20 protein-coding genes and 2 pseudogenes are annotated in these 21552 nt (G+C 67.6%); 12 read left to right on the top strand and 10 right to left on the bottom strand.

The annotated features are described in order from the left end of the window. Window positions 1–416: 416 nt before the first annotated feature. Window positions 417–623: a hypothetical protein gene (locus tag A5708_RS11725; protein ID WP_064954635.1), complete on the bottom strand. Its 207-nt coding sequence runs from the start codon at window positions 621–623 to the stop codon at window positions 417–419. A gap of 183 nt (window positions 624–806) precedes the next feature. On the opposite strand from A5708_RS11725, the gene A5708_RS11720 reads away from it, so the two are divergent. The 5 genes from A5708_RS11720 to A5708_RS11700 all read left to right on the top strand — a co-directional run bounded on the left by A5708_RS11720 (window position 807) and on the right by A5708_RS11700 (window position 5469). Beyond that, on the top strand, window positions 807–1814 hold the full coding sequence (locus tag A5708_RS11720) for a YhjD/YihY/BrkB family envelope integrity protein (RefSeq protein ID WP_065028793.1): 1008 nt from the start codon (window positions 807–809) through the stop codon (window positions 1812–1814). 131 nt (window positions 1815–1945) lie between these two features. Beyond that, entirely contained in the window at window positions 1946–2773 is an 828-nt protein-coding gene (locus tag A5708_RS11715; protein WP_065028792.1) for a patatin-like phospholipase family protein, read from the top strand. After that, the gene (locus A5708_RS11710; protein ID WP_065028791.1) at window positions 2770–3711 is read left to right on the top strand and encodes a 1-acyl-sn-glycerol-3-phosphate acyltransferase; all 942 of its coding nucleotides are present in this window, start codon (window positions 2770–2772) and stop codon (window positions 3709–3711) included. Before A5708_RS11715 ends, A5708_RS11710 begins: the two co-directional genes overlap by 4 nt. Before the next feature lie 86 nt (window positions 3712–3797). Continuing rightward, window positions 3798–4238: a rhodanese-like domain-containing protein gene (locus tag A5708_RS11705; RefSeq protein ID WP_065028790.1), complete on the top strand. Its 441-nt coding sequence runs from the start codon at window positions 3798–3800 to the stop codon at window positions 4236–4238. A 7-nt stretch (window positions 4239–4245) separates the two neighbouring features. Next, a complete protein-coding gene (locus tag A5708_RS11700) occupies window positions 4246–5469 on the top strand; it encodes an O-succinylhomoserine sulfhydrylase (protein ID WP_065028789.1) in 1224 nt (407 codons plus the stop codon). On the opposite strand, the gene A5708_RS11695 is transcribed toward A5708_RS11700, so the two are convergent. The 5 genes from A5708_RS11695 to A5708_RS11675 form a co-directional block, all read right to left on the bottom strand. Beyond that, window positions 5466–6845 carry an NAD(P)/FAD-dependent oxidoreductase gene (locus tag A5708_RS11695; protein WP_065028788.1) on the bottom strand — a complete coding sequence of 460 codons (1380 nt, stop codon included), beginning with the start codon at window positions 6843–6845 and terminating at the stop codon, window positions 5466–5468. The genes A5708_RS11700 and A5708_RS11695 overlap by 4 nt on opposite strands. Window positions 6846–7762: 917 nt before the next feature. Then, window positions 7763–8383, bottom strand: a complete 621-nt coding sequence (locus A5708_RS11690; protein ID WP_065028787.1) for a hypothetical protein — start codon at window positions 8381–8383, stop codon at window positions 7763–7765. Window positions 8384–8387: 4 nt separating this feature from the next. Then, complete coding sequence (locus A5708_RS11685) at window positions 8388–9050, bottom strand: TetR/AcrR family transcriptional regulator (RefSeq protein WP_065028786.1); 663 nt, start codon at window positions 9048–9050, stop codon at window positions 8388–8390. Between the two features lie 7 nt (window positions 9051–9057). Next, the gene (locus A5708_RS11680; RefSeq protein ID WP_065028785.1) at window positions 9058–10206 is read right to left on the bottom strand and encodes an acyl-CoA dehydrogenase family protein; all 1149 of its coding nucleotides are present in this window, start codon (window positions 10204–10206) and stop codon (window positions 9058–9060) included. Window positions 10207–10217: 11 nt separating this feature from the next. Beyond that, a complete protein-coding gene (locus tag A5708_RS11675; RefSeq protein WP_065028784.1) occupies window positions 10218–11402 on the bottom strand; it encodes an acyl-CoA dehydrogenase in 1185 nt (394 codons plus the stop codon). Window positions 11403–11538: 136 nt separating this feature from the next. On the opposite strand from A5708_RS11675, the gene A5708_RS11670 reads away from it, so the two are divergent. The 3 genes from A5708_RS11670 to A5708_RS11660 are packed head-to-tail and all read left to right on the top strand — an operon-like array spanning window position 11539 to window position 13308. Then, entirely contained in the window at window positions 11539–11910 is a 372-nt protein-coding gene (locus tag A5708_RS11670; RefSeq protein ID WP_065028783.1) for a DUF3054 domain-containing protein, read from the top strand. A gap of 6 nt (window positions 11911–11916) precedes the next feature. Next, complete coding sequence (locus A5708_RS11665) at window positions 11917–12798, top strand: SAM-dependent methyltransferase (protein WP_065028782.1); 882 nt, start codon at window positions 11917–11919, stop codon at window positions 12796–12798. 6 nt (window positions 12799–12804) lie between these two features. Continuing rightward, the gene (locus A5708_RS11660) at window positions 12805–13308 is read left to right on the top strand and encodes a GNAT family N-acetyltransferase (protein ID WP_065028842.1); all 504 of its coding nucleotides are present in this window, start codon (window positions 12805–12807) and stop codon (window positions 13306–13308) included. 78 nt (window positions 13309–13386) lie between these two features. Here the strand turns inward: A5708_RS11660 and A5708_RS11655 are convergent, their stop codons facing one another. Next, window positions 13387–14127, bottom strand: coding sequence for an MBL fold metallo-hydrolase (locus A5708_RS11655; RefSeq protein ID WP_065028781.1), 741 nt, complete (start codon window positions 14125–14127; stop codon window positions 13387–13389). 74 nt (window positions 14128–14201) lie between these two features. Here A5708_RS11655 and fgd point away from each other — a divergent pair, with 74 nt between their 5' ends. Genes fgd through A5708_RS11640 form a run of 3 tightly spaced genes read left to right on the top strand, consistent with a single transcriptional unit; the run spans window position 14202 to window position 18473 of the window. Next, complete coding sequence (gene fgd / locus A5708_RS11650) at window positions 14202–15212, top strand: glucose-6-phosphate dehydrogenase (coenzyme-F420) (protein WP_007768513.1); 1011 nt, start codon at window positions 14202–14204, stop codon at window positions 15210–15212. Window positions 15213–15249: 37 nt separating this feature from the next. Continuing rightward, on the top strand, window positions 15250–17307 hold the full coding sequence (gene pta, locus A5708_RS11645; protein ID WP_065028780.1) for a phosphate acetyltransferase: 2058 nt from the start codon (window positions 15250–15252) through the stop codon (window positions 17305–17307). Window positions 17308–17336: 29 nt separating this feature from the next. After that, on the top strand, window positions 17337–18473 hold the full coding sequence (locus tag A5708_RS11640) for an acetate kinase (protein ID WP_065028841.1): 1137 nt from the start codon (window positions 17337–17339) through the stop codon (window positions 18471–18473). On the opposite strand, the gene A5708_RS11635 is transcribed toward A5708_RS11640, so the two are convergent. Beyond that, entirely contained in the window at window positions 18462–19646 is a 1185-nt protein-coding gene (locus A5708_RS11635; RefSeq protein ID WP_065028779.1) for a DUF1501 domain-containing protein, read from the bottom strand. The genes A5708_RS11640 and A5708_RS11635 overlap by 12 nt on opposite strands. Window positions 19647–19657: 11 nt before the next feature. After that, complete coding sequence (locus A5708_RS11630) at window positions 19658–20983, bottom strand: DUF1800 domain-containing protein (protein WP_065028778.1); 1326 nt, start codon at window positions 20981–20983, stop codon at window positions 19658–19660. A 210-nt stretch (window positions 20984–21193) separates the two neighbouring features. Between A5708_RS11630 and A5708_RS27510 the strand changes: the two are divergent. Then, window positions 21194–21400: pseudogene (locus A5708_RS27510) on the top strand (hypothetical protein); the annotation flags it as partial. Here the strand turns inward: A5708_RS27510 and A5708_RS27505 are convergent. Next, window positions 21366–21552: pseudogene (locus tag A5708_RS27505) on the bottom strand (hypothetical protein); the annotation flags it as partial. The pseudogenes A5708_RS27510 and A5708_RS27505 sit on opposite strands and share 35 nt — an antisense overlap.

Here is a 21552-nt window from a genome sequence, read left to right as displayed (position 1 = left end):
CCAGAGTTTTTCGCGTAGCGAATGCTGGTGACGCCCCGGCCGGGCGGGGGCCTATTTGCGGGCGGCTTGCAACAGACGACACCGCTGCCGTTCTGATTTCTCTCTTAGCTACTTCGAGCCGGCGCCGGCTATGGAAGTGGCAATCGCGTTGAATCGGCCTGCCGCACAACCTTAAACATTTCGGGGAGAGCCGATTGACCCGCGATCAGCCGAGCTGACGAGCAAACGCATTCGGGGCTAGATGCCCCGCACCGGACAGTTGCCTTCCAATCGGCTGGAGGGTCGGGGCGGGGGACCGCAGGGGAGCCGGCCGCCCCGCTGGCTAGCCGGTCGGGCGGCAGGGGCGAGGCGGAACTGCGTCGCAGAATCGGATGCGCGCGCGTGCTAACGACGCAAACGCGTTCCCGTGCGCGATATTACGGGGTATGCATCAGATTACCGGCGAGGGCAAAGAGGCGGCCGCCGAGCTTCATGACCGGTATCCCGAGCGGAATCAGAAGGACTGTCACGCACAGCACCAGGCCGACCAGCCAGACTACCGCCGCGAGGATCCCTAACACCACACCGAGCACAGCCGTGAGGATGCCTAACACCGTCCCCAGTAATCCATTCAACACTCGCATGTTGACTCTCCTTACCTGGGAACGGGTACCCGCCGCGAGCGCTATTTAACAACTGTCTACCAGGCAATCGACCCCAATCTGGATTCGGCCCGCAGCCCCAACGAGCGGCTCATAGTTGGTGCAAGCGTTGGGTTCTCGGGTATCCAACTGCGAAAGGGGGGCGGGGACGGCGAAGGATGAACGATGGGCGATACCGCAACAAATCCGGCCGAGCGGATCGTTCGTGGGTTTGACAACTGGCAGCAGCGGCACAACGTCGCCGGGTTCCCGATCGCGGTGATCAAGAAATTCGGCGACGACGAAGCCGGGAATCTCGTTTCCCTGCTGGCTTACAACTCCTTCCTTGCGACGTTTCCGCTTCTGTTGGCGTTCAGCGCTGTGCTCGGAGTGGCGCTACGCAGCCACCCCGGGTTACATCAGAAGGCCGTGAGTTCGGCGCTCGCCGAATTTCCCATCATCGGCGGCCAGATCCACGATCAGCTCGGAGTCGAACATCTCAGCGGCACATTGCCGTCCTTGGTTATCGGGATCGGGGGGGCCCTGATTGGAGGCCGGGGGTTCGCCCACGCCTTGCAGAAGACGCTCAACACCGTGTGGGCCGTGCCCAAAGCCGACCGGCCCGGCTTCTTCCCTCGCTATGCGAGGACCGTCGGGCTGCTGTTGCTGCTGGGTCTCATCGTCGGAGTCACCGGTGCTGCCAGCACCGCCGCGGGGATCGCAGCGTCGCTGGGTTTTGGTGGCCTACCGGCGCGAATCGTCAGCATCGGCGTCGGGACGGCCCTGGGGTTCGGCTTCTTCCTCATCCTCTTCCGAGTTGCGGCGGCCGAACAGGTGTCGACCCGCTCAATGATGTTGGGCGCTCTGATCAGTGCATTGGGATGGCAGGTCCTACTGACCGCGGCCGGGATCATCGTCACCCACCAACTTCGTCACGCTCAGGCCGTCGCCGGGATGTTCGGCGTTGTGTTGGGGCTCCTGGCCTGGCTCGCGCTTCAGGCAACCGTCATCGTTTACGCGATGGAGATCGATGCGGTTCGCGCGCGACGCCTGTGGCCCCGAAGCATCGTCCAGCCTCCCCTCACCGAGGCCGATAAGACCTACTACACAGACGCCCTGCGGGCTGAAACCCAGCGACCCGAACAACGGCTACGGATCGCGTACAAGACAAAGTCGGATGCCAGGCAGCAATGAGTCACTCAATACTCTTTGAAGGCCAGGTGATTTCGGCATCAGCCCGTCTCGCGCGCGAGTGGCTCTGCCGAGCCCGCCCGGCCAGGAAATCACGGCGGAGTGCGCAGCGGTTGACGGGGTATACATGCTGGATGACGTTCCACGCCTTCGTGCTCGGCGGGGGCGGCATGCTTGGCGCCGCCGAAGTCGGCATGGCGCGCGCGCTACTGGAGGCGGGAGTGCAGCCAGAGTTGGTGTGCGGCACATCCGTTGGCGCGATCAACGGTGCGGCCATCGCCGCTGACCCAACCCCTGAGGGTGTCCAACGGTTGTTGGAGATGTGGGAGGCGCTGGGCCGCACCGACATGTTCGGCGGTTCGCTGGTGGGTCGGCTTGCCGGCCTGGTAAGCCGCAGAACGGCGCTGCATGGCAATGGCGCCCTACGCCGGATGCTGGAGGAACGCCTCCCGGCGCGGACATTCGAGGATCTCGCCGTGCCGTTCGAGTGCGTGGCGGCCAGTGTCGAGCGTGCCCGTGAGCACTGGTTCGACAGCGGGGAATTGGTCGAGCCGGTGCTCGCGTCGTGCGCGCTGCCCGGCGTCTTCCCCCCGGTCCGCATCGGCGACGAGCACTTTCTCGACGGCGGTCTGGTGAACAGCATCCCGCTGGGTAGGGCGGTCGCTCGCGGCGCTGACACCGTGTGGGTACTGCACGTGGGGCGCTTGGAGGAGGATCTCGCCGCACCGCGGTTCTTGTGGGAGGTCGCTTTCGTCGCCTTCGAGATCTCACGGCGTCATCGCTTTCTGAGCGATCTCGAACGGGTAGGTTCGGAAGTGACGGTCCACGTGCTCCCGACCGGCTTGCCGCAGCGGCCCCCCGCGACGTGGTCGAACCTGCGCTACCGCGACACCCGCCGGATCGAGGGACGCGCCGAACTCGCCTATGACGCAACGCGCGAATACCTGAAGACGCACCGATGAACATGCTGCGTCGCGCTTTCACGGTGCCGTTGATGACCATCTTGATGGTTGCCGTCTTGATCTCGGGGCCGCTGCTGCTGGTTGCCGCAGGCATTACGGGCCTTCTTACCCGGTCGAGTCGACTCCCGCGCACGGTCGGTGTGCTGCTGGCGTACGCAGTCATCGAACTACGCACGCTCGCAAGGCTTTTGGGAGGAAATCGTGACTGTGACCAACTGATGGAGGACATTCTCACGTTCGTCTATGCCGCAGCGCGCAAAATACTCGATGTAGAGGTCGTCCTCGATCCGGCCTCGACGACCCCGGATGCGATCCCGCGCGGTCAGCCGCTGATCGTGCTGTCACGCCACTGCGGTCCGGGAGACAGCGTGCTGGTGGCGTGGCTGCTCGTAATCGAATACCGGCTGCACCTGAGGATCGTGCTCAAAGCCGTCCTTCGGTGTGAGCCGGTGCTTGACTTCGCCGGCGAACTGGGAGGCCTCTGCTTCCTCGGTCGCGGCGACCGCGCGCGCCGACAAATCCGTGGTCTGGCCGAGTCGCTCGTCGGCGGTCAGGCGATGCTGCTTTTTCCCGAGGGTGCGAACTTCAGTTGGCCGCGATGGCGCCACGCGATCACCCAACTCCGCGCCACTCGCGGCTTCCGCGCTGCCCGACGTGCACTGCGGCAATCCCACACACTGCCGCCGCGCAGCGGCGGCGCCGCCGCCGCAGTGGCGGGCGCCCCGAACGCCAACATACTGGTGGTCACCCATAACGGATTCTGCGCCGACGGCCGGGCCCGACCCTGGTGGCAGCTGCCCATCCACCGGCAGTTGCTCGTCCGCACCGTCGTGTTACCGGCCTCCCGTATTCCACCGCCCGCTCGAATGGGCCCTTGGCTCGACCGAACTTGGACACAGGTCGACGCCTGGGTTGCCGCTCACGCCGAGCGCTCCTGACGCTGCATCAATCAAAGCCCCCCCGCAGGCGGAGGCACTCGGGCGCGGATAGTGTGGCTGACAACGAGCAACGAGGGAATACGAGCATGAGCACAGAACGCGCACACTCCTATGCCGGGGACATCTCCCCGCTGGAGGCATGGAAGCTGCTCAGCGACAACCCCAACGCCGTGCTGGTCGACGTGCGGACCGACGCCGAATGGCGCTTCGTCGGTGTGCCCGATCTGTCCAGCCTCGGCCGTGAGGTGTTGTTCCTGGAGTGGAATTCGTCCGACGGACGGCACAATGCGAATTTCGGCGACCAGCTGCGCGAGCAGGTGGCGCCGCCCGAAGCCGACGCGCAGCGGCCGGTGCTGTTCTTGTGTCGCTCCGGAAACCGTTCCATCGGCGCCGCCGAGGTCGCGACCGAGCTCGGCATCACGCCGGCCTACAACATCCTGGACGGTTTCGAGGGCCAGCTCGACGCCAACGGCCACCGGGGTGAGACCGGCTGGCGCGCCATCGGATTGCCCTGGAAACAGGGCTGAACCACCGATGACGCCGGCCGACGACTCCGTTCGCACGCCCGCGGCGCTGCCCGAGGGAGTCAGCCAGGCGACCGTCGGCGTGCGCGGCGGGCTGATGCGTTCGAGATTCGACGAGACCGCCGAGGCGATGTATCTGACGTCGGGCTTCGTCTACGAGTCGGCGGCGTATGCGGAGCAGTCGTTCACCGGCGAGGTGGATCACTTCGTCTACTCGCGCTATGGCAACCCGACCGTGACGATGTTCGAGGAGCGGCTGCGCCTGCTCGAGGGGGCGCCTGCGGCGTTCGCCACCGCGAGTGGCATGGCCGCGGTGTTCACCTCATTGGGCGCGTTGCTGGGCGCGGGGGACCGGCTGGTCGCCTCGCGCAGCCTGTTCGGCTCGTGCTTCGTGGTGTGCAACGAGATCCTGCCGCGCTGGGGTGTCGAAACCGTCTTCGTCGACGGCGACGACCCGGCCCAGTGGGAGCAGGCGCTGGCGGTGCCGACAACGGCGGTGTTCTTCGAGACGCCGTCGAATCCGATGCAGTCGCTGGTGGACATCGCCGCGGTGTGCGATCTTGCCCACGCCGCGGGCGCAAAAGTGGTGTTGGACAACGTTTTTGCCACGCCACTGCTGCAGCAGGGCCTTCCGCTCGGGGTCGACGTGGTGGTGTACTCCGGCACCAAGCACATCGACGGTCAGGGCCGGGTGCTCGGCGGGGCCATCCTGGGCGACAAGGAATACATCGACGGCCCCGTGCAGAAGCTGATGCGGCACACCGGCCCGGCGATGAGCGCATTCAATGCCTGGGTGCTGGTGAAAGGGCTTGAGACGCTGGCGGTCCGGGTGGAGCACAGCAATTCCTCGGCCTTCCGGATCGCCGAATTCCTGGAGAGCCATCCGGCGGTGAGCTGGGTCCGCTACCCGTACCTGTCCTCGCACCCGCAACACGACCTGGCCAAGCGCCAGATGTCCGGCGGTGGAACGGTGATCACCTTCGCGCTCGACTGCCCGGATAGCGCGGCCAAGGGGCGTGCCTTCGAGGTGCTGGACAAGCTGCAGTTGATCGACATCTCGAACAATCTCGGCGACGCCAAATCCCTTGTCACGCACCCCGCGACCACCACGCACCGGGCGATGGGGCCGGAGGGTCGCGCGGCGATCGGGCTCGGTGACGGCGTGGTGCGCATCTCGGTCGGGCTGGAAGGCACCGACGATCTGATCGCCGACATCGATCGGGCGCTGAGCTAGCCGGCCTGTTTCTCCGCCGAGTCCACATGCTCGGCCGCCGCCAGCGTGCCGTCCTGCGCCTGGCGCTCCAGCCAGTCCACCACCGGCCGGGCATAGATCATCTGGCTGGTGATGGCCATCTGGCCGCGGGTGCGGCCCAGGAACGAGATGCCCCAGGCGAACATGGCGGCGATGCGGTTGCGGTGGCCGATCAGGTAGTACAGGTGCAGCAGCAGCCACGCCAGCCATGCGACGAAGCCGGCGAACTCCACCTTGCCGACCTGCGCGACGGCGCTGTAGCGGGAGATCAGCGCCATGCTGCCCTTGTTGACGTACTTGAACGGCTTGCGTTCGGCCGGATTGTCGTGACCCTTGGCGGCCTGTTTGATGATGGTGGCCGCGTATTTGGCGCCCTGGATCGCGCCCTGCGCCATGCCGGGAACGCCGGGCACCGACATCAGGTCGCCCACCACGAAGACGTACGGGTGCCCCTTGACGGTCAGGTCGGGTTCGACGACCACCCTTCCGGCGCGATCGGTTTCGGTGCCGTCGGACTGCTCGGCGATGATCGCGCCCAGCGAACTGGCCTGCACGCCGGCCGCCCACACCTTGCACGCGCATTCGATGCGACGTTTGCCGCCGTCCTTCTCCTCGATCGTGATGCCCATGTAGTCGACCGCGGACACCATCGCGTTGAGCTGGACCTCGACGCCCATCTTCTCCAGCCGGCGTTGCGCCTTGAGGCCGAGCTTGGGACCCATCGGCGGTAGCACCGCGGGCGCCGCATCCAGCAGGATGACGCGGCATTCGCTGGGAGTGATCGTCCGGAATGCCCCGGCCAGGGTGCGCTCGGCCAGCTGGACGATCTCGCCCGCCAGTTCGACGCCGGTGGGCCCGGCCCCGACCACCACGAAGGTCAGCCGGCGTTTGCGCTCGGCCGGATCGGTGGCGACCTCGGCGGCCTCGAATGCGCCGAGGATGCGGCCACGCAACTCCAGGGCGTCGTCGATGCTCTTCATCCCGGGCGCGAAGGCGGCGTACTCGTCGTGGCCGAAGTAGGACTGCTGCGCGCCGGCGGCCACGATCAGGCTGTCGTACGGCGTCACCGTGTCCATGCCCATCAGGTGGGATTTGACCGTCTTCGCGGTGAGGTCGATGCCCGAGACTTCGCCCCACAGGACCCGCACGTTCTGCTGGCGGCGCAGGATGAGTCGAGTGGTCGGCGCGATGTCGCCCTCGGACAGGATTCCGGTGGCCACCTGATACAGCAGGGGCTGGAACACGTGCGTGGTCGTTTTCGAGATCACGGTGATGTCGACGTCGGCGCGCCGGAGCGCCTTGGCCGCGGACAGTCCGCCGAAGCCGCTTCCGATGATGACGACACGATGGCGCGACATGCCTGTCCCTTCTTCACGCGTGGGCCTGGGGAGCGATCTTCCCAGCGCATGTCCACCGTACGACGCCACCCGGCAGAAAGGCGAGGCAATCCTTCGAATACCGGAACGCCGCGCGACAACCGCAAGCGGCCGAAGGGACGCCACACGGCGAAAGCCGTTGCAAGGAATCGGATCTCGGCACTTCACTGGATGCGCGCGCCAAGGCGCTGCCGCCCATCGGCCTGCTCGCGGGCTTGGGCCGACGCCGCCCGAAATGACTTGTGTGGTGCAGGATCCCGGCCGGAGTCGCACTGAATCAGCGATCCTTGTCGCGGCTCCGGCCGGTCACCTCTTGGACTTCGCTATACGCGAAGGTATATCCGAACGAAAGGCCGCTAATTACTTTGCGGCCCGTTCGGTTACTGCACTGCTATCCGCCGGTGCAGGTCAAACCGGGTCCGCAATCGATAACGAGCGGAACCGTGCACGCCGAGGTCATTGGTGCTGCGAGAGCGATGACCAAGGCGAGGACAATTTTGCCGGTACGACGTGACATAAGAACCCCCTTCGTCTGGGAGACGATTGTCTGATGCCCGACGTCGGTTAGCTTACGTGCTCAACGACTCGTAGATAAGGGATTTCGCGAATATCGCCGCCCGCTTCGTCAATCGGATGAGTCGAGATCGCCGACCGGATGAGGCCGACTCGGCGCGAATGGAATTTCAGCAAAATCGCGAGCCGGGGAGAAATGGAAATATCCTGCGCGGCTAAGTCGGCGCGGCTATATTGGGACGCTAATTTCCCGCTGCTCGGCGGCGGGTGTGCGCCAGCCGGATATGAATTCAAATCGGCCACCAAATCGGCGCCTGCCAGGTCGCGGCGAAACCGTCAAGCGGGCAATCGGTTTCACCGGCCGCTCGGCGGCACTTCGCCTCGGCCTAGAACGGCCACGCGTTGGCGTTGCTCTTGTATTTGGCGTTGAGGTCGCTGCAGAAGTCGGCGGCGGTGCCGGCGAGCAGGATGTAATAGGTCTCGCCACGGCGGCTTTCGTAGGAGGTGGGGGTGGTCCAGCCGTTGTCGCACATCGCCGCTTCGCCGCCGGCCGCCGTCCTGCGCCAGTTGGTCTTGGCGCAGGCGACCAGGCTGTCGACGTTCGGGGTGGCGCTCTTGGCCGCGACCAACATCGCGCCGCCCCATTGCCCGTCGTTGCGCCGATAGGCGCGGGCGCCGAATCCGGCGTTGTTGGTCTGGCAGGTCAACGCCCGGCGCAGCAACGAGAAGGGACCCGCGAGCTGCTGGTTGGCCGCCCCGGCCGCGGCCGTGATGAATTGCGCCGCGTCCGAGCCGTCCACCTCCTGGACCGCACTGGGGTTGCCAAAGCTGAAGAGCTGCTGCGAGATTCCCTGCCCGGCGGTCGAACCACCGCCGATGATCGGGCCGGCGCCGCTGGACGTCATCGCGGGCAGCGAGGAATCGGCGCCCGCCGCGGGCATCCCGGCGGCGGCGCCCAGGACCAGCAGCGCGACCATGCTGCGAATCGGGCGGGCGGTGATTCTCATGACCTTATTTCAGCACGTGCGCGTAGTCGGCGCGGCGGTCGTCGGCAATCAACCCGGTCAGCACGTGGTAGGTCTGCAGCGCGATGTACCGATCTACGCTGTAGATCGGCCCGAAGTGCCAGTGCTTGAGCGCCCAGCCGTGGGCGAGCAGCATGATGTCGAACACGGTGAGATCGACGTCGACGCGGCGAAAGACGCCCTGGGCGATGCCGGCCTCGATGACCGCGCGCAGCGGTGCGGCGGTGGCGATTTCGAGGTCTTTGATCTGGGTGCGACCCGGGGCCCCGAGGGTGCGGCTCTCCCGGTAGGTCAGCACGACGCCGTCGAGGTTCTCGTCGACGATCTCGATGTACCGGCGCACACCCGCGGTCAACTGGTCGACGACGTCGTCGCCGGCGGCCGAGATGACCGGTGCCAGCTGATCGCGGAACGCGTCCTGGATCCGCACGATCGTCGCGAGCAGCAGGTCCTCCTTGCCGCCGAAGTACTTGTAGATCAGGCCGACGCTGACCTTGGCCTCGGTGGCCAGATCCTGCATGGACATCTGGTGAAAACCGTTGCGGCCCATCACCTTGACGGCGGCGTCGAGCACCTGACGGCGCCGCGAGCCCGCCCGGGCCGCGCGCACCGCCTCCTCGACGGGCAGCTCGCTGTAATCGGTGACCATCACACCCTCAGATGCCCAGGTCCTTGGCGATGATCGTCTTCATGATCTCGTTGGTGCCGCCGTAGATGGTCTGGATGCGGGCGTCGACGAAGGCCCGCGCCACGCTGTATTCGCGCATGTAGCCGTACCCGCCGTGCAGTTGCAGGCAGCGGTCGGCGGTGCGCACCTGCAGATCGGTGGTCCACCACTTCAGCCGGGCGGCGCGCGCGGCGGTCAGCTCATCCTCCAGATGCTCGGCAAGGCAGTCGTCGAGATAGGTACGGGCGATGTCGATTTCGGTCGCCAGCTCGGCGAGCACGAATTGGCTGTTCTGGAAGCTGGCGATCGGTGCGCCGAACGCCGTGCGGTCACGCACGTAGTCGAGGGTGTCGGCCAGGATACCTTCGGCGGCGGCCACCGCCCCCACCCCGAGCGCGAGCCGCTCCTGGGGCAGGTTTTTCATCAGCTGATAGAAGCCCTTGCCCTCTTCCTCGAGCAGATTGGCCTTCGGCACCCGCATATCGGTGAAGGTGAGCTCGCTGGTGTCCTGGGCGTGCAGTCCGATCTTCTCCAGGTTGCGGCCGCGGGAGAAGCCGGGCGTGGCGGGGTCGACGACCAGCAGCGACAGCCCGTGGTGGCGGTCCGGCGAGGTGCGCACCGCGACGACGAAGAGGTCGCCGATCTGTCCGTTGGAGATGAACGTCTTGGCGCCGTTGACGACGTAGTCGTCACCGTCTGGCACCGCCGTCGTGCGGATTCCGGCGAGATCGCTGCCGGTGCCGGGCTCGGTCATCGCGATGGCGAGCACGGTCTCGCCGGTGACCACGCCGGGCAGCCAGCGCTGTTGCTGCTCCGGTGTGGTCAGATCGGTGAGATAGGGCAGCACCACGTCGTTTTGCAGCGTGAAGGCGATGGCCTCGGCGGCCGCACCCGCGCGCTGCAGCTCGTCGATCACGATCGCGTTGTAGCGGAAGTCGCACACGCCGGGGCCGCCGAGATGCTCGGGTACCGGGAAGCCCAGCAGTCCGAGTTTGCCCGCCTCGACGAACAGCGAGCGATCCCACTGGCCGTCCCGCTCCCACTTCTCGTGATTGGGCACGACCGTGTGTTGCACGAAATCGCGTACCAGGTCCCGGAACTGGTGATGCTCGGACGTGTACTGCAAGCGTGCTGCCATCGGTGCTCCTGTCAGCGGAAGGCGTCGCTGCCGGTGAACGCCTGGCCGAGGACGAGCTGATGCATCTCCGGCGTGCCCTCGTACGTCAGCACCGATTCCAGGTTGACCATGTGCCGGATGACGGGATACTCCAGGGATATTCCGTTGCCGCCCAGTATGGTTCGCGCGGTCCGGCAAATCTTGATCGCCTCGCGGGTGTTGTTGAGCTTGCCGAAGCTGACCTGCTCGGGACGCAGCCCGACGCTGTCCTTGAGGCGGCCCAGGTGCAGCGACAGCAGTTGACCCTTATGCAGCTCGACGGCCATGTCGACGAGCTTGGCCTGGGTCAGCTGGAAGCCGGCGATCGGGCGGCCGAACTGGGTGCGTTGTGTGGAGTAATCCAGCGCGGCCTGCCAGGCCGACCGGGCCGCCCCCATGGAGCCCCAGATGATCCCGTAGCGGGCCTCGGACAAACACGACAGCGGCCCGCGCAGTCCCTTGGCGTCGGGCAGCATCGCGTCGGCGGGCACCCGCACGTCGTCGAGCACCAGCTCACTGGTGATCGAGGCCCGCAGCGACAGCTTGTGGTGAATCGTGTTGGCGGAAAAACCCGGTGTCTTGGTGGGCACGATGAAACCGCGGATCCCGTCGTCGGTGGCGGCCCATACCACCGCGATGTCGGCGACCGAGCCGTTGGTGATCCACAACTTGCGACCGTTGAGCACCCAGTCCGAACCATCTTGGCGCGCACGAGTTTTCATCGCGGCCGGATCGGAGCCGACGTCGGGTTCGGTCAGCCCGAAACAGCCGAGCAGCTCACCGGTGGCCATGCCGGGCAGCCATTCCTGCTTCTGCTCCTCGGACCCGAAGTTCCAGATCGCGAACATGGCCAGCGAGCCCTGCACCGAGACCATCGACCGAATACCGGAGTCGGCGGCCTCGAGCTCGGTACAGGCCAGGCCGTAGTGCACCGACGACGCCCCTCCGCAGCCGTACCCGTCCAGGTGCATGCCCAGCAGGCCGAGTTGGCCGAATCCCTTGGCCAGTTCGCGAACCGGCAGGTCGCCGATCTCGAACCACTCCGCGACGTGCGGCAGGACGTGCTCGGCGCAGAATTCCCGCACGGTGTCGCGCACCGCGAGCTCGTCGCTGGATAGCGAGGCGTCGAGGCCGAGCGGGTCGTCGCGGTCGAAGGCGGGTGGCGTCTGTGTACTCATGGGATCAGCCTGCCATCGTCGGGCCGCCGGTCACCACCGCCAGGCCGACCTGTGAATGAGGATTCATTTTCGACGAATCTAAGTTCACCGCAGCTGCGTGGTCAAGGATCGCGCCGTGTCCCGGTAGTCTGCCTGCATGCTTAGGCTCCAGCGGCCGGCCTGGTTCGCGGTAGACGTCATCGGCGTGCTGGTGTTCTGCGCCGTGGGGCGCCGCAGCCACGACGAAGGCCTCAATGTCCCGGGCATCGCCGTGACGGCGTGGCCGTTTCTCACCGGCACCGCGGTGGGCTGGCTGATCTCCCGCGGGTGGCGGCGGCCGACCGCGGTGGTGCCAACCGGCGTCGTCGTGTGGTTGTCCACCGTGGTCGTCGGCATGCTGTTGCGCAAGGCGAGCTCCGCGGGCGTGGCGGCGAGCTTCGTGGTGGTGGCGACGACGGTCACCGCGCTGTTGTTGCTGGGCTGGCGGGTGGCCGCCGGGCTGGCCCTGCGGCGTCGCTCCGGTGTCTGAGCGACCGTGACGCAGACGGCCGACGTGGCGGTGACCGCAACCTTCGGAGCGGCCGCGCGGGCGGTGGCCACCAACAAGGGCCTACTGAGCGATCCGTTCGCCGAGCCGCTGCTGTGCGCCGTGGGGATCGACTACCTCACCCGGGCGATCAAGGACCACGTGTTCGCCGAAGACGACGGTGACGACCCGGCGATGACGGCGTTGATGGACGCGCTGGCGGCGCACACCCGGTTCGTCGACGAATTCCTGGCCGACGCCGGCCGGGCGGGCATCCGGCAGGTGGTGATCCTGGCGTCGGGTCTGGACACCCGGCCGTACCGGCTGTGGTGGCCGTCGGGGACCACGGTCTACGAGGTCGATCAACCGCAGGTGCTCGACTTCAAATCCGAAGTCTTGCGCGGGCTGGACGCCCAATTGGCCACCCACCGGTGTGCGATCGGCGTTGACCTGCACCAGGATTGGCCCGCGGCGCTGCGCCGAGTCGGGTTCGACGCGGCCCAGCCCACGGCCTGGGTCGCCGAGCAGCTGCTCGTCGGGTATCTACCGCCCGCCGAGCACAATCGGTTGTTGGACGCCGTCACCGCCTCGAGCGCGACGGGCAGCCGGTTCACCGCCGATCACATGCCGACCTGGAATCCGTTGCAGCTCGGGGCCGAGCGCGCCTTCGTCGACGGCTGGCGGCAGCGCGGCCTGGACGTCGACCTGGCCAGCCTGACCTATCCCGGTGAATATCATTACGTGCCAGAGTATTTGGCGTCCAATGGTTGGGAGACGGACGGGCGCAGCATCACCGAACTGCTCGGCGCGATCGGGCTGGGCCGACGGCGACGGACCGGGCCCGGCGACTCGGAGTTCATCCCGGAATACGTCACCGCGACGCGCGTTTGAGTGGTGGTGATGCCGGAATCAAGCCCGCCGCACGGCCAACTGCGGTTCGTGTCGGCGACTCACGACGACCCGCTGGCCCAACCGCTGCTGGCCGAACTGGCCGTCGAGTATGCGCAGCGCTACGGCGGCACGCCGAGCACCCACCTGACCTGGCTGCCCGTGCCCGAGGCCGAGTTGGCGCCGCCGGACGGCGGCCTGCTGATCGGCGTCGTCGACGGCGTGCCGGTGACCGGCGGCGCGTTTCGCCGCTACGACGCCGAGACCGCGGAGCTCAAGCGGATCTGGACCGACGGCGCTCACCGGCGCCGCGGCTACGCCAGGGCGCTGCTGGCGGCGCTGGAGGCCGAGACCCTGACGCGCGGGTATCGGCGGCTCTACCTGATCACCGGCAATCGGCAGCCCGAGGCCGAGGCGCTCTATGACGCGACGGGGTATACCCGGATAGCGCCGGACCCGTTGCCCTCGTGGGGCCCGTTCCTGCCGATCGCATTCGAGAAGTGGCTGATCTGACACGGGCGCCGTCACAACGAGTTTCAAGGACCAAGGCACATCCGGTGTCAGGATGCGCCAGCACGTTGAAGAGTTACGTCACCCAGCCAGCGAGATAGCGCGTGCGGTCGCTTCCCGAATGGGGCCCCGCCACACGTCGCCGTGCCCGGGCAATAAGACCTCGGTGTCCAGCAGGGCCAGCGCGTCGAGGCTGCGCAGCGAATTCTGCTGGCTGTGGCTGAACACCGCGGGCAGCAGCTGCGGCCCGCCGCGGCGCAGCAGCGGGTGGCCGGTGATCAGCGCGTCGCCGCTGACCAGCACGCCGTCCACCACGTACGAGCAGTGCCCGCTGGTGTGCCCCGGGGTGAATACCGCGCTGGGGTGGCCCGGCAGGCCGGCGGCCACCTCGGGGGTCAGCGGCCGGGTGGACGGGATGCCGTCGCGGATCAGGCCGCCGCTGCGCAGCACGTGCAGACCCCAGGCCGCCCAGCGCGGCCGCCAAATGCGCAGGGCGACATCGAAAACCGACGCCTGTTCCAGGTACTCCCGCTTGGCGTGGCCCACCTCATCGGCATGGCAGTACACGTCGGTGCCGTATTCGCCGGCGAGCCAGATCGCCGAGCCCAGGTGGTCGATATGGGCGTGGGTGAGTAGGACGGCGCGCACGTCACCGGGCCCGTAGCTCAGCTCGCGCAGCGACGACAGCACGTCCTCGCGGTCGCCGGGATATCCGGCGTCGATCAGCAGCACGCCGGTGCCGTCGACGACCAGGGTCCAGTTAACGGCCTCGCCCTGGGCGAGGTAGACCGTGTCGGTCACTTGAACGAGAGTCGGCGCCATGCCCGCGAGTGTAGGAGCGACCGCAAGCGCGGCTCAGCCGCGCCCGCGATCCGCGCGAGGAGTAGAAAGAACGGGTGGCTGAACTGAAACTCGGATACAAAGCGTCCGCTGAACAATTTGCACCGCGCGAGCTAGTCGAACTCGCCGTCGCCGCCGAAGGGCACGGCATGGACAGCGCCACCGTCAGTGACCACTTCCAGCCGTGGCGGCACGAGGGCGGACACGCCCCGTTCTCGCTCGCCTGGATGACCGCCGTCGGCGAGCGCACCAAGAGGCTGGTGCTGGGCACCTCGGTGCTCACCCCGACCTTCCGCTACAACCCCGCCGTCATCGCACAGGCATTCGCCACGATGGGCTGCCTGTACCCGGACCGCATCTTCCTCGGCGTGGGCACCGGCGAGTCGCTCAACGAGATAGCCACCGGATACGAGGGAGAGTGGCCGGAGTTCAAGGAGCGCTATGCCCGGCTGCGCGAATCGGTGCGGCTGATGCGCGAACTGTGGCTCGGCGACCGCGTCGACTTCGAGGGCGAGTACTACCACACCAAAGGCGCCTCCATCTACGACGTTCCGGAGGGCGGCATCCCGATCTACATCGCCGCGGGTGGCCCGCAGGTGGCCAAGTACGCGGGTCGGGCCGGCGACGGCTTCATCTGCACCTCCGGCAAGGGCGAGGAGCTGTACAAGGACAAGCTGATGCCCGCCATGAAGGAGGGCGCCGAGGCCGCCGGAAAGAATCCCGACGACATCGACCGGATGATCGAAATCAAGATCTCCTACGACACCGACCCGGACAAGGCGCTGGAGAACACCCGGTTCTGGGCGCCGCTGTCGCTGACGGCCGAACAGAAGACCAGCATCCACGACCCGCTGGAGATGGAGAAGGCCGCCGACGAGCTGCCCATCGAGCAGGTGGCCAAGCGCTGGATCGTGGCGTCCGATCCCGACGAGGCGGTCGAAAAGGTGGGCCAGTACGTGAAGTGGGGCCTCAACCACCTGGTGTTCCACGCGCCCGGCCACGACCAACGCCGGTTCCTGGAGCTTTTCGAGAAGGACCTGGCGCCGCGGCTGCGGCGGCTGGCCTGAGGGACGGGCGAATGGTCTCCGGCGCCCTGTCAGTTCAGTGACAGCGATCTACGTCGCCGCCCCGGAGCCGGAGACCGGCAAGTCGACCATCGCGCTCGGACTGCTGCACCGATTGACTGCGACGGTCGCGAAAGTCGGTGTGTTCCGGCCCATTACGCGCTCAGACGGCGACGAGCGCGACTACATCCTGGAACTGCTCCTGACGCGGACCACCGCGGGCCTGTCGTACGAGCAGTGCGTCGGCGTCACCTATCAGGAGCTGCACGCCGACGGTGACGCCGCCCTGGCCGGCATCGTCGACGCCTATCACGCGGTGGCCGATGCGTGCGACGTCGTGGTGATCGTCGGCAGCGACTACACCGACGTGGCACGGCCCGCGGAACTTTCCACCAACGCGCGCATCGCGGTCAACCTCGGCGCGCCTTTGCTGCTGACGGTCAGCGGCAAGGGGCGCACGGCCGCCGAGATCGCCAGCGTCATCGACGTCTGCCTGGCCGAGCTGGACGCCCAGCACGCCCACACCGCGGCGGTGGTGGCCAACCGCTGTGATCCGGCCGGGCTGACCGACATCGCTGCGGCCCTGCGCAGATTCGCCCAGCGCAGCTACGTGCTGCCCGAGGAGCCGCTGCTGTCGGCGCCGACGGTGGCCGAACTGGAAAAGGCGGTCGGTGGAACCCCGGTCAGCGGCGAGGAGTCGCTGCGCGAACGTGAGGTCACCGGAGTGCTGGTCGCCGGGATGACGGCCGACCATGTCCTGGAGCGGCTGCGCGACGGCATCGCCGTCATCACCCCCGGAGACCGCTCGGACGTGGTGCTCGCCGTCGCCAGTGCCCATGCCGCGGAAGGCTTTCCGTCGCTGTCGTGCATCGTGCTCAACGGCGGCTTCGCGCTGCATCCGTCCATCGCCGCCCTGGTCGCCGGACTGCGGCTGCGGCTACCGATCGTCGCCACCGCACTGGGCACCTACGACACCGCCAGCGCGGCGGCGTCGGCGCGGGGTAGGGTCACGGCGACCTCGCTGCGCAAGATCGACACCGCGCTGGAGTTGATGGACAGACACGTCGACATCACCGATCTGCTTGCGCAGCTTGCCATTCCGATCCCCACCGTCACCACGCCGCAGATGTTCATTCACCGGCTGACGCTGCAGGCACGTGCGGATCGCAAGCACATCGTGCTCCCCGAAGGCGACGACGACCGGATCCTGAGCTCCGCCGGACGGGTGCTGCAGCGGCGCGTCGCCGACCTGACCATCCTGGGCGACGAGGCCCGAATCCGCCAGCGTGCGGGAGAACTCGGCGTCGACCTGGGTGATGCCACGGTGATCGATCCGCGCGACAGCCGGCTGCGTTACGAGTTCGCGGAGCAGTACGCCGAGCTACGCAAGGCCAAGGGCGTCACCGTCGAGCAGGCCCGCGAGGTCATGCGCGACAGCACCTATTTCGGCACCATGCTCGTGCACAACTCCCACGTCGACGGCATGGTGTCCGGTGCCGCGCACACCACCGCCCACACCGTTCGGCCGGCGTTCGAGATCATCAAGACGGTCCCGGATGTCTCGACGGTGTCCAGCATCTTCCTCATGTGCCTGCCCGATCGGGTGCTGGCGTACGGCGACTGCGCGATCATCCCGAACCCGACGCCCGAGCAGCTGGCCGACATCGCGATCTCGTCGGCGCGCACCGCCGCGCAGTTCGGCATCGAACCGCGGGTGGCGATGCTGTCATACTCGACAGGCGACTCGGGTACCGGGGCGGACGTCGACAAGGTAAGGACGGCAACCGAATTGGTGCGGAAACGCAACCCCGACCTGCCGGTCGAGGGACCCATCCAGTACGACGCGGCGATCGAACCGTCGGTCGCGGCGACCAAATTGCGCGACTCGCCGGTGGCCGGCCGCGCCACCGTGCTGATCTTCCCCGACCTCAACACCGGCAACAACACCTACAAGGCGGTGCAGCGCAGCGCCGGCGCGCTTGCCATCGGGCCCGTGCTGCAGGGCCTGCGCAAGCCGGTGAACGACCTGTCCAGGGGTGCGCTGGTCGAAGACATCGTCAACACGGTGGCGATCACCGCGATCCAGGCGCAGGGGTAGCCGTGGCGGACAGCAGCGACACGCGCCTGGTGCTGGTGATCAACTCCGGCTCGTCATCCCTGAAATACCAAGTGGTCGACCCGGATTCGGGCGCCGCGCGGGCGACGGGCCTCGTCGAGCGGATCGGAGAGGAGTCCTCGTCGGTTCCCGATCACGACGCCGCGCTGCGCCGCGCGTTCGACACGCTGGCCGACGACGGCATCGACCTGCAGGGGAGCGGCATCGTCGCAGTGGGCCATCGGGTGGTGCACGGCGGCAACACCTTCCATCAACCCACCCTGCTGGACGACGCGGTGATCGGCAAGCTCGACGAACTGTCGGAGCTGGCCCCGCTGCACAATCCGCCCGCCCTCAAGGGCATCGAGGTCGCGCGCAAACTGCTGCCCGACATCGCCCACATCGCGGTGTTCGACACCAGCTTCTTTCACGACCTGCCGCCCGCGGCGGCCACCTACGCCATCGATCGCGACCTGGCGCAGCGGTATCAGATCCGCCGGTACGGGTTTCACGGGACGTCGCACCGCTATGTCAGCGAGCAGGCCGCGGCATTCCTGGACCGATCTGTCAAAGACCTGAAACAGATTGTGCTGCATCTGGGTAACGGCTGTTCCGCCTCGGCCATCGCCGGTACCCGGCCGCTGGACACCTCGATGGGCTTGACGCCGCTGGAGGGTCTGGTGATGGGCACGCGCAGCGGCGACATCGACCCGAGCATCGTCGCCTACCTCTCGCACACGGCCAAGATGGGAGTCGACGACGTCGAGTCGATGCTCAACCAGCGCTCCGGGGTGTTGGGCCTGTCCGGCGAGCGCGACTTCCGCCGGCTGCGGACCCTGATCGAATCCGGCGACGAGGCAGCGCAATTGGCGTACAGCGTCTTCACGCATCGGCTGCGCAAGTACGTCGGCGCCTACCTGGCGGTGCTGGGGCACACCGATGTCATCAGCTTCACCGCGGGCATCGGCGAGAACGACCCGGCGGTGCGCCGCGACGCGATCGCCGGCATGGAGGAGCTGGGCATCGTGCTCGACGAGCGCCGTAACCTGGCCGACGGCAAGGGCGCCCGCCAGATCTCCGCCGACGATTCGCCGGTCGCCGTGCTGGTGGTCCCGACGAACGAGGAGCTGGCCATCGCCCGTGACTGCGTGAACGTGCTAGGCGGATAGGAAGCCGAGGCTGTTTCGTCCGGTGCCGACCGAGGGCGTGGGATCGGCCCCGACCGTTCGTGCCAGCACCTCGGCGTAGATGTCACGAAAATCTGTGGTGTACTTCAGATCTCCGTTGTCGAGGTCGGTGAGGCTGGGCTGCTCGCCGTAGAAGCCGCCGTTGACCGGCGCGCCCGCGACGAAGACGGGACCGGCCGTGCCGTGATCGGTGCCCTGCGAGGCGTTGGCCCGAACCCGGCGCCCGAATTCCGAGTACGCCAGCAGCACTACGTCGCGGCCGTCCATCTCCTGGACGAACGCGGTCACAGCCTCGTCGAATGTCTGCAGGAGACGCTGCTGGGTTCCGCGCTCGCCGGCGTGGGTGTCGAAGCCGCCCAATTGCACCGTGTAGACCCGCGTGGGGACGCGGGCCTTGATGGCCTGGGCAACCATGGCCAGCTGGGCGGACAGTGAATTATGCTCCTTGGCAGCGGGTTTCATCGAAACAAAGGTGGCGTCCGCCGTGCGCGCGGAGCGATAGGCCTTGCACACCGCGGCCATCGCCGGCGTGTCTTCGGGGTCGTCGTTGCCCAGCGCGGCCATCACCGCGTCGAACTTCTCCGCCTTGCCCTGCCCGCCGCCCGGCGCGAGCGCCGCGGCCGTGCACTTGGCGCCGACGGTCAGCGGGGGCAGCACCGCCCCGATGTTGACCGCCCGCAGCGGATCGTCGCCGGTGGCGTCGAGCCAGCGGCCGATCCAGCCCGTCGACACCGGCTCGGCCGGCGACGCCGTCTGCCAGATGTCCATCGACCGGAAGTGGCTGTGGTCGGGCTTCGGGTAGCCCGCGCCGCGCACGATGGCGAGCCGCCGCTGGTTCCACAGCCCCGCCAGCCCCTTCATCGCCGGGTTGAGACCGAATTGCTGATCGAGGTGCAGGACATCGCCCGGGGCGTAGGCGAGTTCGGGCCGGGCGTCGTGATAGGCGTTGTCCGCGTAAGGGATCACGGTGTTGATCCCGTCATTGCCGCCGTAGAGCGTGGCGATCACCAGGACGCCGGCGCCGTCGGCCAGCGGCCGGTCCCGTGCCGCGCGCATCAGGTCCGGCCAGCTGACCGCCACGGTTGCGGACAGCAGGCCGGCTGCGCCGGCGCCCGCGCTGGCGATCAGGAATCGGCGACGGTTCATCTCGGGCATGGCTGGTCTCGCTAGGACGTCAGGTATTCGGGGGTGTTGACGGCGGCCGCGACCAACTGCGCCGGTTGGCGCACCAGCGGGCGCAGCGCGCGGGCGGTGCGGTCCGACCAGGAGCCGACGCCGATCAGATAGCCGACCGCGTCGACGCGGTCACCGGCGGCGGTGCTCTCGACGCCGGAAAGGTCACCGGCGTGCGCCAGTTCGGTCGCCGCGCGCAGGCGCGCCCCGGCGCTGGCGGTCGACAGCCACACCTGGCCGGTGGGCCAGCCGCCGACGCTGGGCGGATAGAACGGGCGCTGACCCAGTGTGCGCAAGGTCGCGTCGATCATCTTCAGGCGCTTGGGGTCGTTGACCGGCACCCGCAGGGCCCGGACGACGCCGACGAGCCATTCGGCCGGGGTGTTGATTTTGCTGTTTGGCGCGGCCCGCCCCGCGGTGAACTCGTCATCGGTGAGGATCGCCCGGGTCAGCGCGCGCAGGTCGCGGTTGGGGCCGTACGCGGCGACCAGCCGGTCGAGCACCGGTGGCGACGCCGGATCGTCGGACGCCAATTGCCGCCACAGCCGTCCGGCGACGTATTCGGCCGATTTGGGTTGCGCCAGCACGGTGTCGCAGAAGCCGGCGGCGTCGAAGTCGCGGCTCTGCCCGAACAGCGTCTTGGGGCCTGCGTCATGGCGTTTGGGGGCCATCGAGGTCCTGCCGCCGGCGCCGATCACCCATCCCGTCAGGGCCCGCGCCCCGTTGCGCACGTCGCTCTCGGAGTAGCCGTTGCCATGTCCCAACGCGAACAGCTCCATGAACTCGCGGGCCAGGTTTTCGTTGGGCGCCTTGGCGGTGCTGCTCTGCGCGTCCAGCCAGCGCAGCATCGCGGCGTCGGTCAGCATCGCGTAGGCCAGGGCGCGAAAATCACCCAGCGAGCCCGCGCGCAGTTTCTGGTTCTGTGCGGCCATGTAGGCGGCGACCCGTACCTTCTGCGCCGACGTGGCGAAGTGGTTGTGCCACAACAGGGTCAGCTTTTCGTGTACCGGCTGCCGCACGTCGACCATGCGACGTATCCACCAATCCGACAGCACGCCCAACTGTTCGGTGACCTGCTGGTTGTACTGCTTGCGCGCGGCGGGCGTGGCGCGCTTGCCCGGCGGGCTCGGCCCGGCCAGTGCGGGCATCGGCGTCGCGACCGCGCCCGGGTCGGCGTCGGGATCGGTGGCCAGCATCGCGTCCACGTGGCCGGGCCAGTCCCGGCCGACGGCGGCGTCGACCTCGGGTCCGCTCACCCCGAACCCGGCCCGGCGCAGCATGCGGGCCGTGCTGACCCACGCGGTGGACTGGCCTGCCATGCGATAACTGTGCCCGGTCTTCCTTGCGATTTCCTTGTGACTCCTGTGCGGGCCGTTGAGCGTGCACTGGCGGCGGAATTCTCGCGTAATCTCCGCCCTGGAAGCACGCTCGAAGCCCTGGATGCACACCGAAGCCCTGGCCCGCCCGACCCTGTGCATCGCCGAACTCGCCGCCGCGGTCGATCTGCGATCGTTCGCAGCATGCGGGCTATGAGAGAACCGTTCATCGGCAGCGAAGCACTGGCATCTCGGGCGTTGAGCAGGCATCAGTTACGCGCCCGCTACCGTGCGGTGTTTCCCGACGTCTACCTCTCGAACGACGTTCCGCTTTCCCTCGAACTGCGCATCAGCGCCGCATGGCTATGGTCCGGACGCAGCGGGATCATCGCCGGAGCGGCCGCCGCGGCGCTGCACGGCGGGTCAGGATGCCGTCGGGTGGACGGGGATTGGCATACATCAGCTCAACCGGGACGTCATCGGGAATCCACTCGGCGCCGTGCAGCGCCGCGGCGGCCGCTCCGGCGATGATCCCGCTGCGTCCGGACCATAGCCATGCGGCGCTGATGCGC

The organism is Mycobacterium colombiense, from assembly GCF_001672755.1.
In the GTDB taxonomy this organism is placed as follows: domain Bacteria; phylum Actinomycetota; class Actinomycetes; order Mycobacteriales; family Mycobacteriaceae; genus Mycobacterium; species Mycobacterium colombiense_C.
Note: the sequence above shows the minus strand (reverse complement) of the source record. Positions and strands in the feature narration are given on the sequence as shown.

What these genes read in the sequence shown, in the direction of transcription:
- A5708_RS11655 (WP_065028781.1), bottom strand. Translation starts at nt 14,127, where the DNA reads ATGGCGCCGACTCTCGTTCAAGTGACCGACACGGTCTACCTCGCCCAG.
- A5708_RS11710 (WP_065028791.1), top strand. Translation starts at nt 2,770, where the DNA reads ATGAACATGCTGCGTCGCGCTTTCACGGTGCCGTTGATGACCATCTTG.
- A5708_RS11675 (WP_065028784.1), bottom strand. Translation starts at nt 11,402, where the DNA reads ATGAGTACACAGACGCCACCCGCCTTCGACCGCGACGACCCGCTCGGC.
- A5708_RS11700 (WP_065028789.1), top strand. Translation starts at nt 4,246, where the DNA reads ATGACGCCGGCCGACGACTCCGTTCGCACGCCCGCGGCGCTGCCCGAG.
- A5708_RS11680 (WP_065028785.1), bottom strand. Translation starts at nt 10,206, where the DNA reads ATGGCAGCACGCTTGCAGTACACGTCCGAGCATCACCAGTTCCGGGAC.
- A5708_RS11715 (WP_065028792.1), top strand. Translation starts at nt 1,946, where the DNA reads ATGACGTTCCACGCCTTCGTGCTCGGCGGGGGCGGCATGCTTGGCGCC.
- A5708_RS11695 (WP_065028788.1), bottom strand. Translation starts at nt 6,845, where the DNA reads ATGTCGCGCCATCGTGTCGTCATCATCGGAAGCGGCTTCGGCGGACTG.
- A5708_RS11690 (WP_065028787.1), bottom strand. Translation starts at nt 8,383, where the DNA reads ATGAGAATCACCGCCCGCCCGATTCGCAGCATGGTCGCGCTGCTGGTC.
- A5708_RS11630 (WP_065028778.1), bottom strand. Translation starts at nt 20,983, where the DNA reads ATGGCAGGCCAGTCCACCGCGTGGGTCAGCACGGCCCGCATGCTGCGC.
- A5708_RS11705 (WP_065028790.1), top strand. Translation starts at nt 3,798, where the DNA reads ATGAGCACAGAACGCGCACACTCCTATGCCGGGGACATCTCCCCGCTG.
- A5708_RS11635 (WP_065028779.1), bottom strand. Translation starts at nt 19,646, where the DNA reads ATGCCCGAGATGAACCGTCGCCGATTCCTGATCGCCAGCGCGGGCGCC.
- A5708_RS11720 (WP_065028793.1), top strand. Translation starts at nt 807, where the DNA reads ATGGGCGATACCGCAACAAATCCGGCCGAGCGGATCGTTCGTGGGTTT.
- A5708_RS11685 (WP_065028786.1), bottom strand. Translation starts at nt 9,050, where the DNA reads ATGGTCACCGATTACAGCGAGCTGCCCGTCGAGGAGGCGGTGCGCGCG.
- A5708_RS11670 (WP_065028783.1), top strand. Translation starts at nt 11,539, where the DNA reads ATGCTTAGGCTCCAGCGGCCGGCCTGGTTCGCGGTAGACGTCATCGGC.
- A5708_RS11725 (WP_064954635.1), bottom strand. Translation starts at nt 623, where the DNA reads ATGCGAGTGTTGAATGGATTACTGGGGACGGTGTTAGGCATCCTCACG.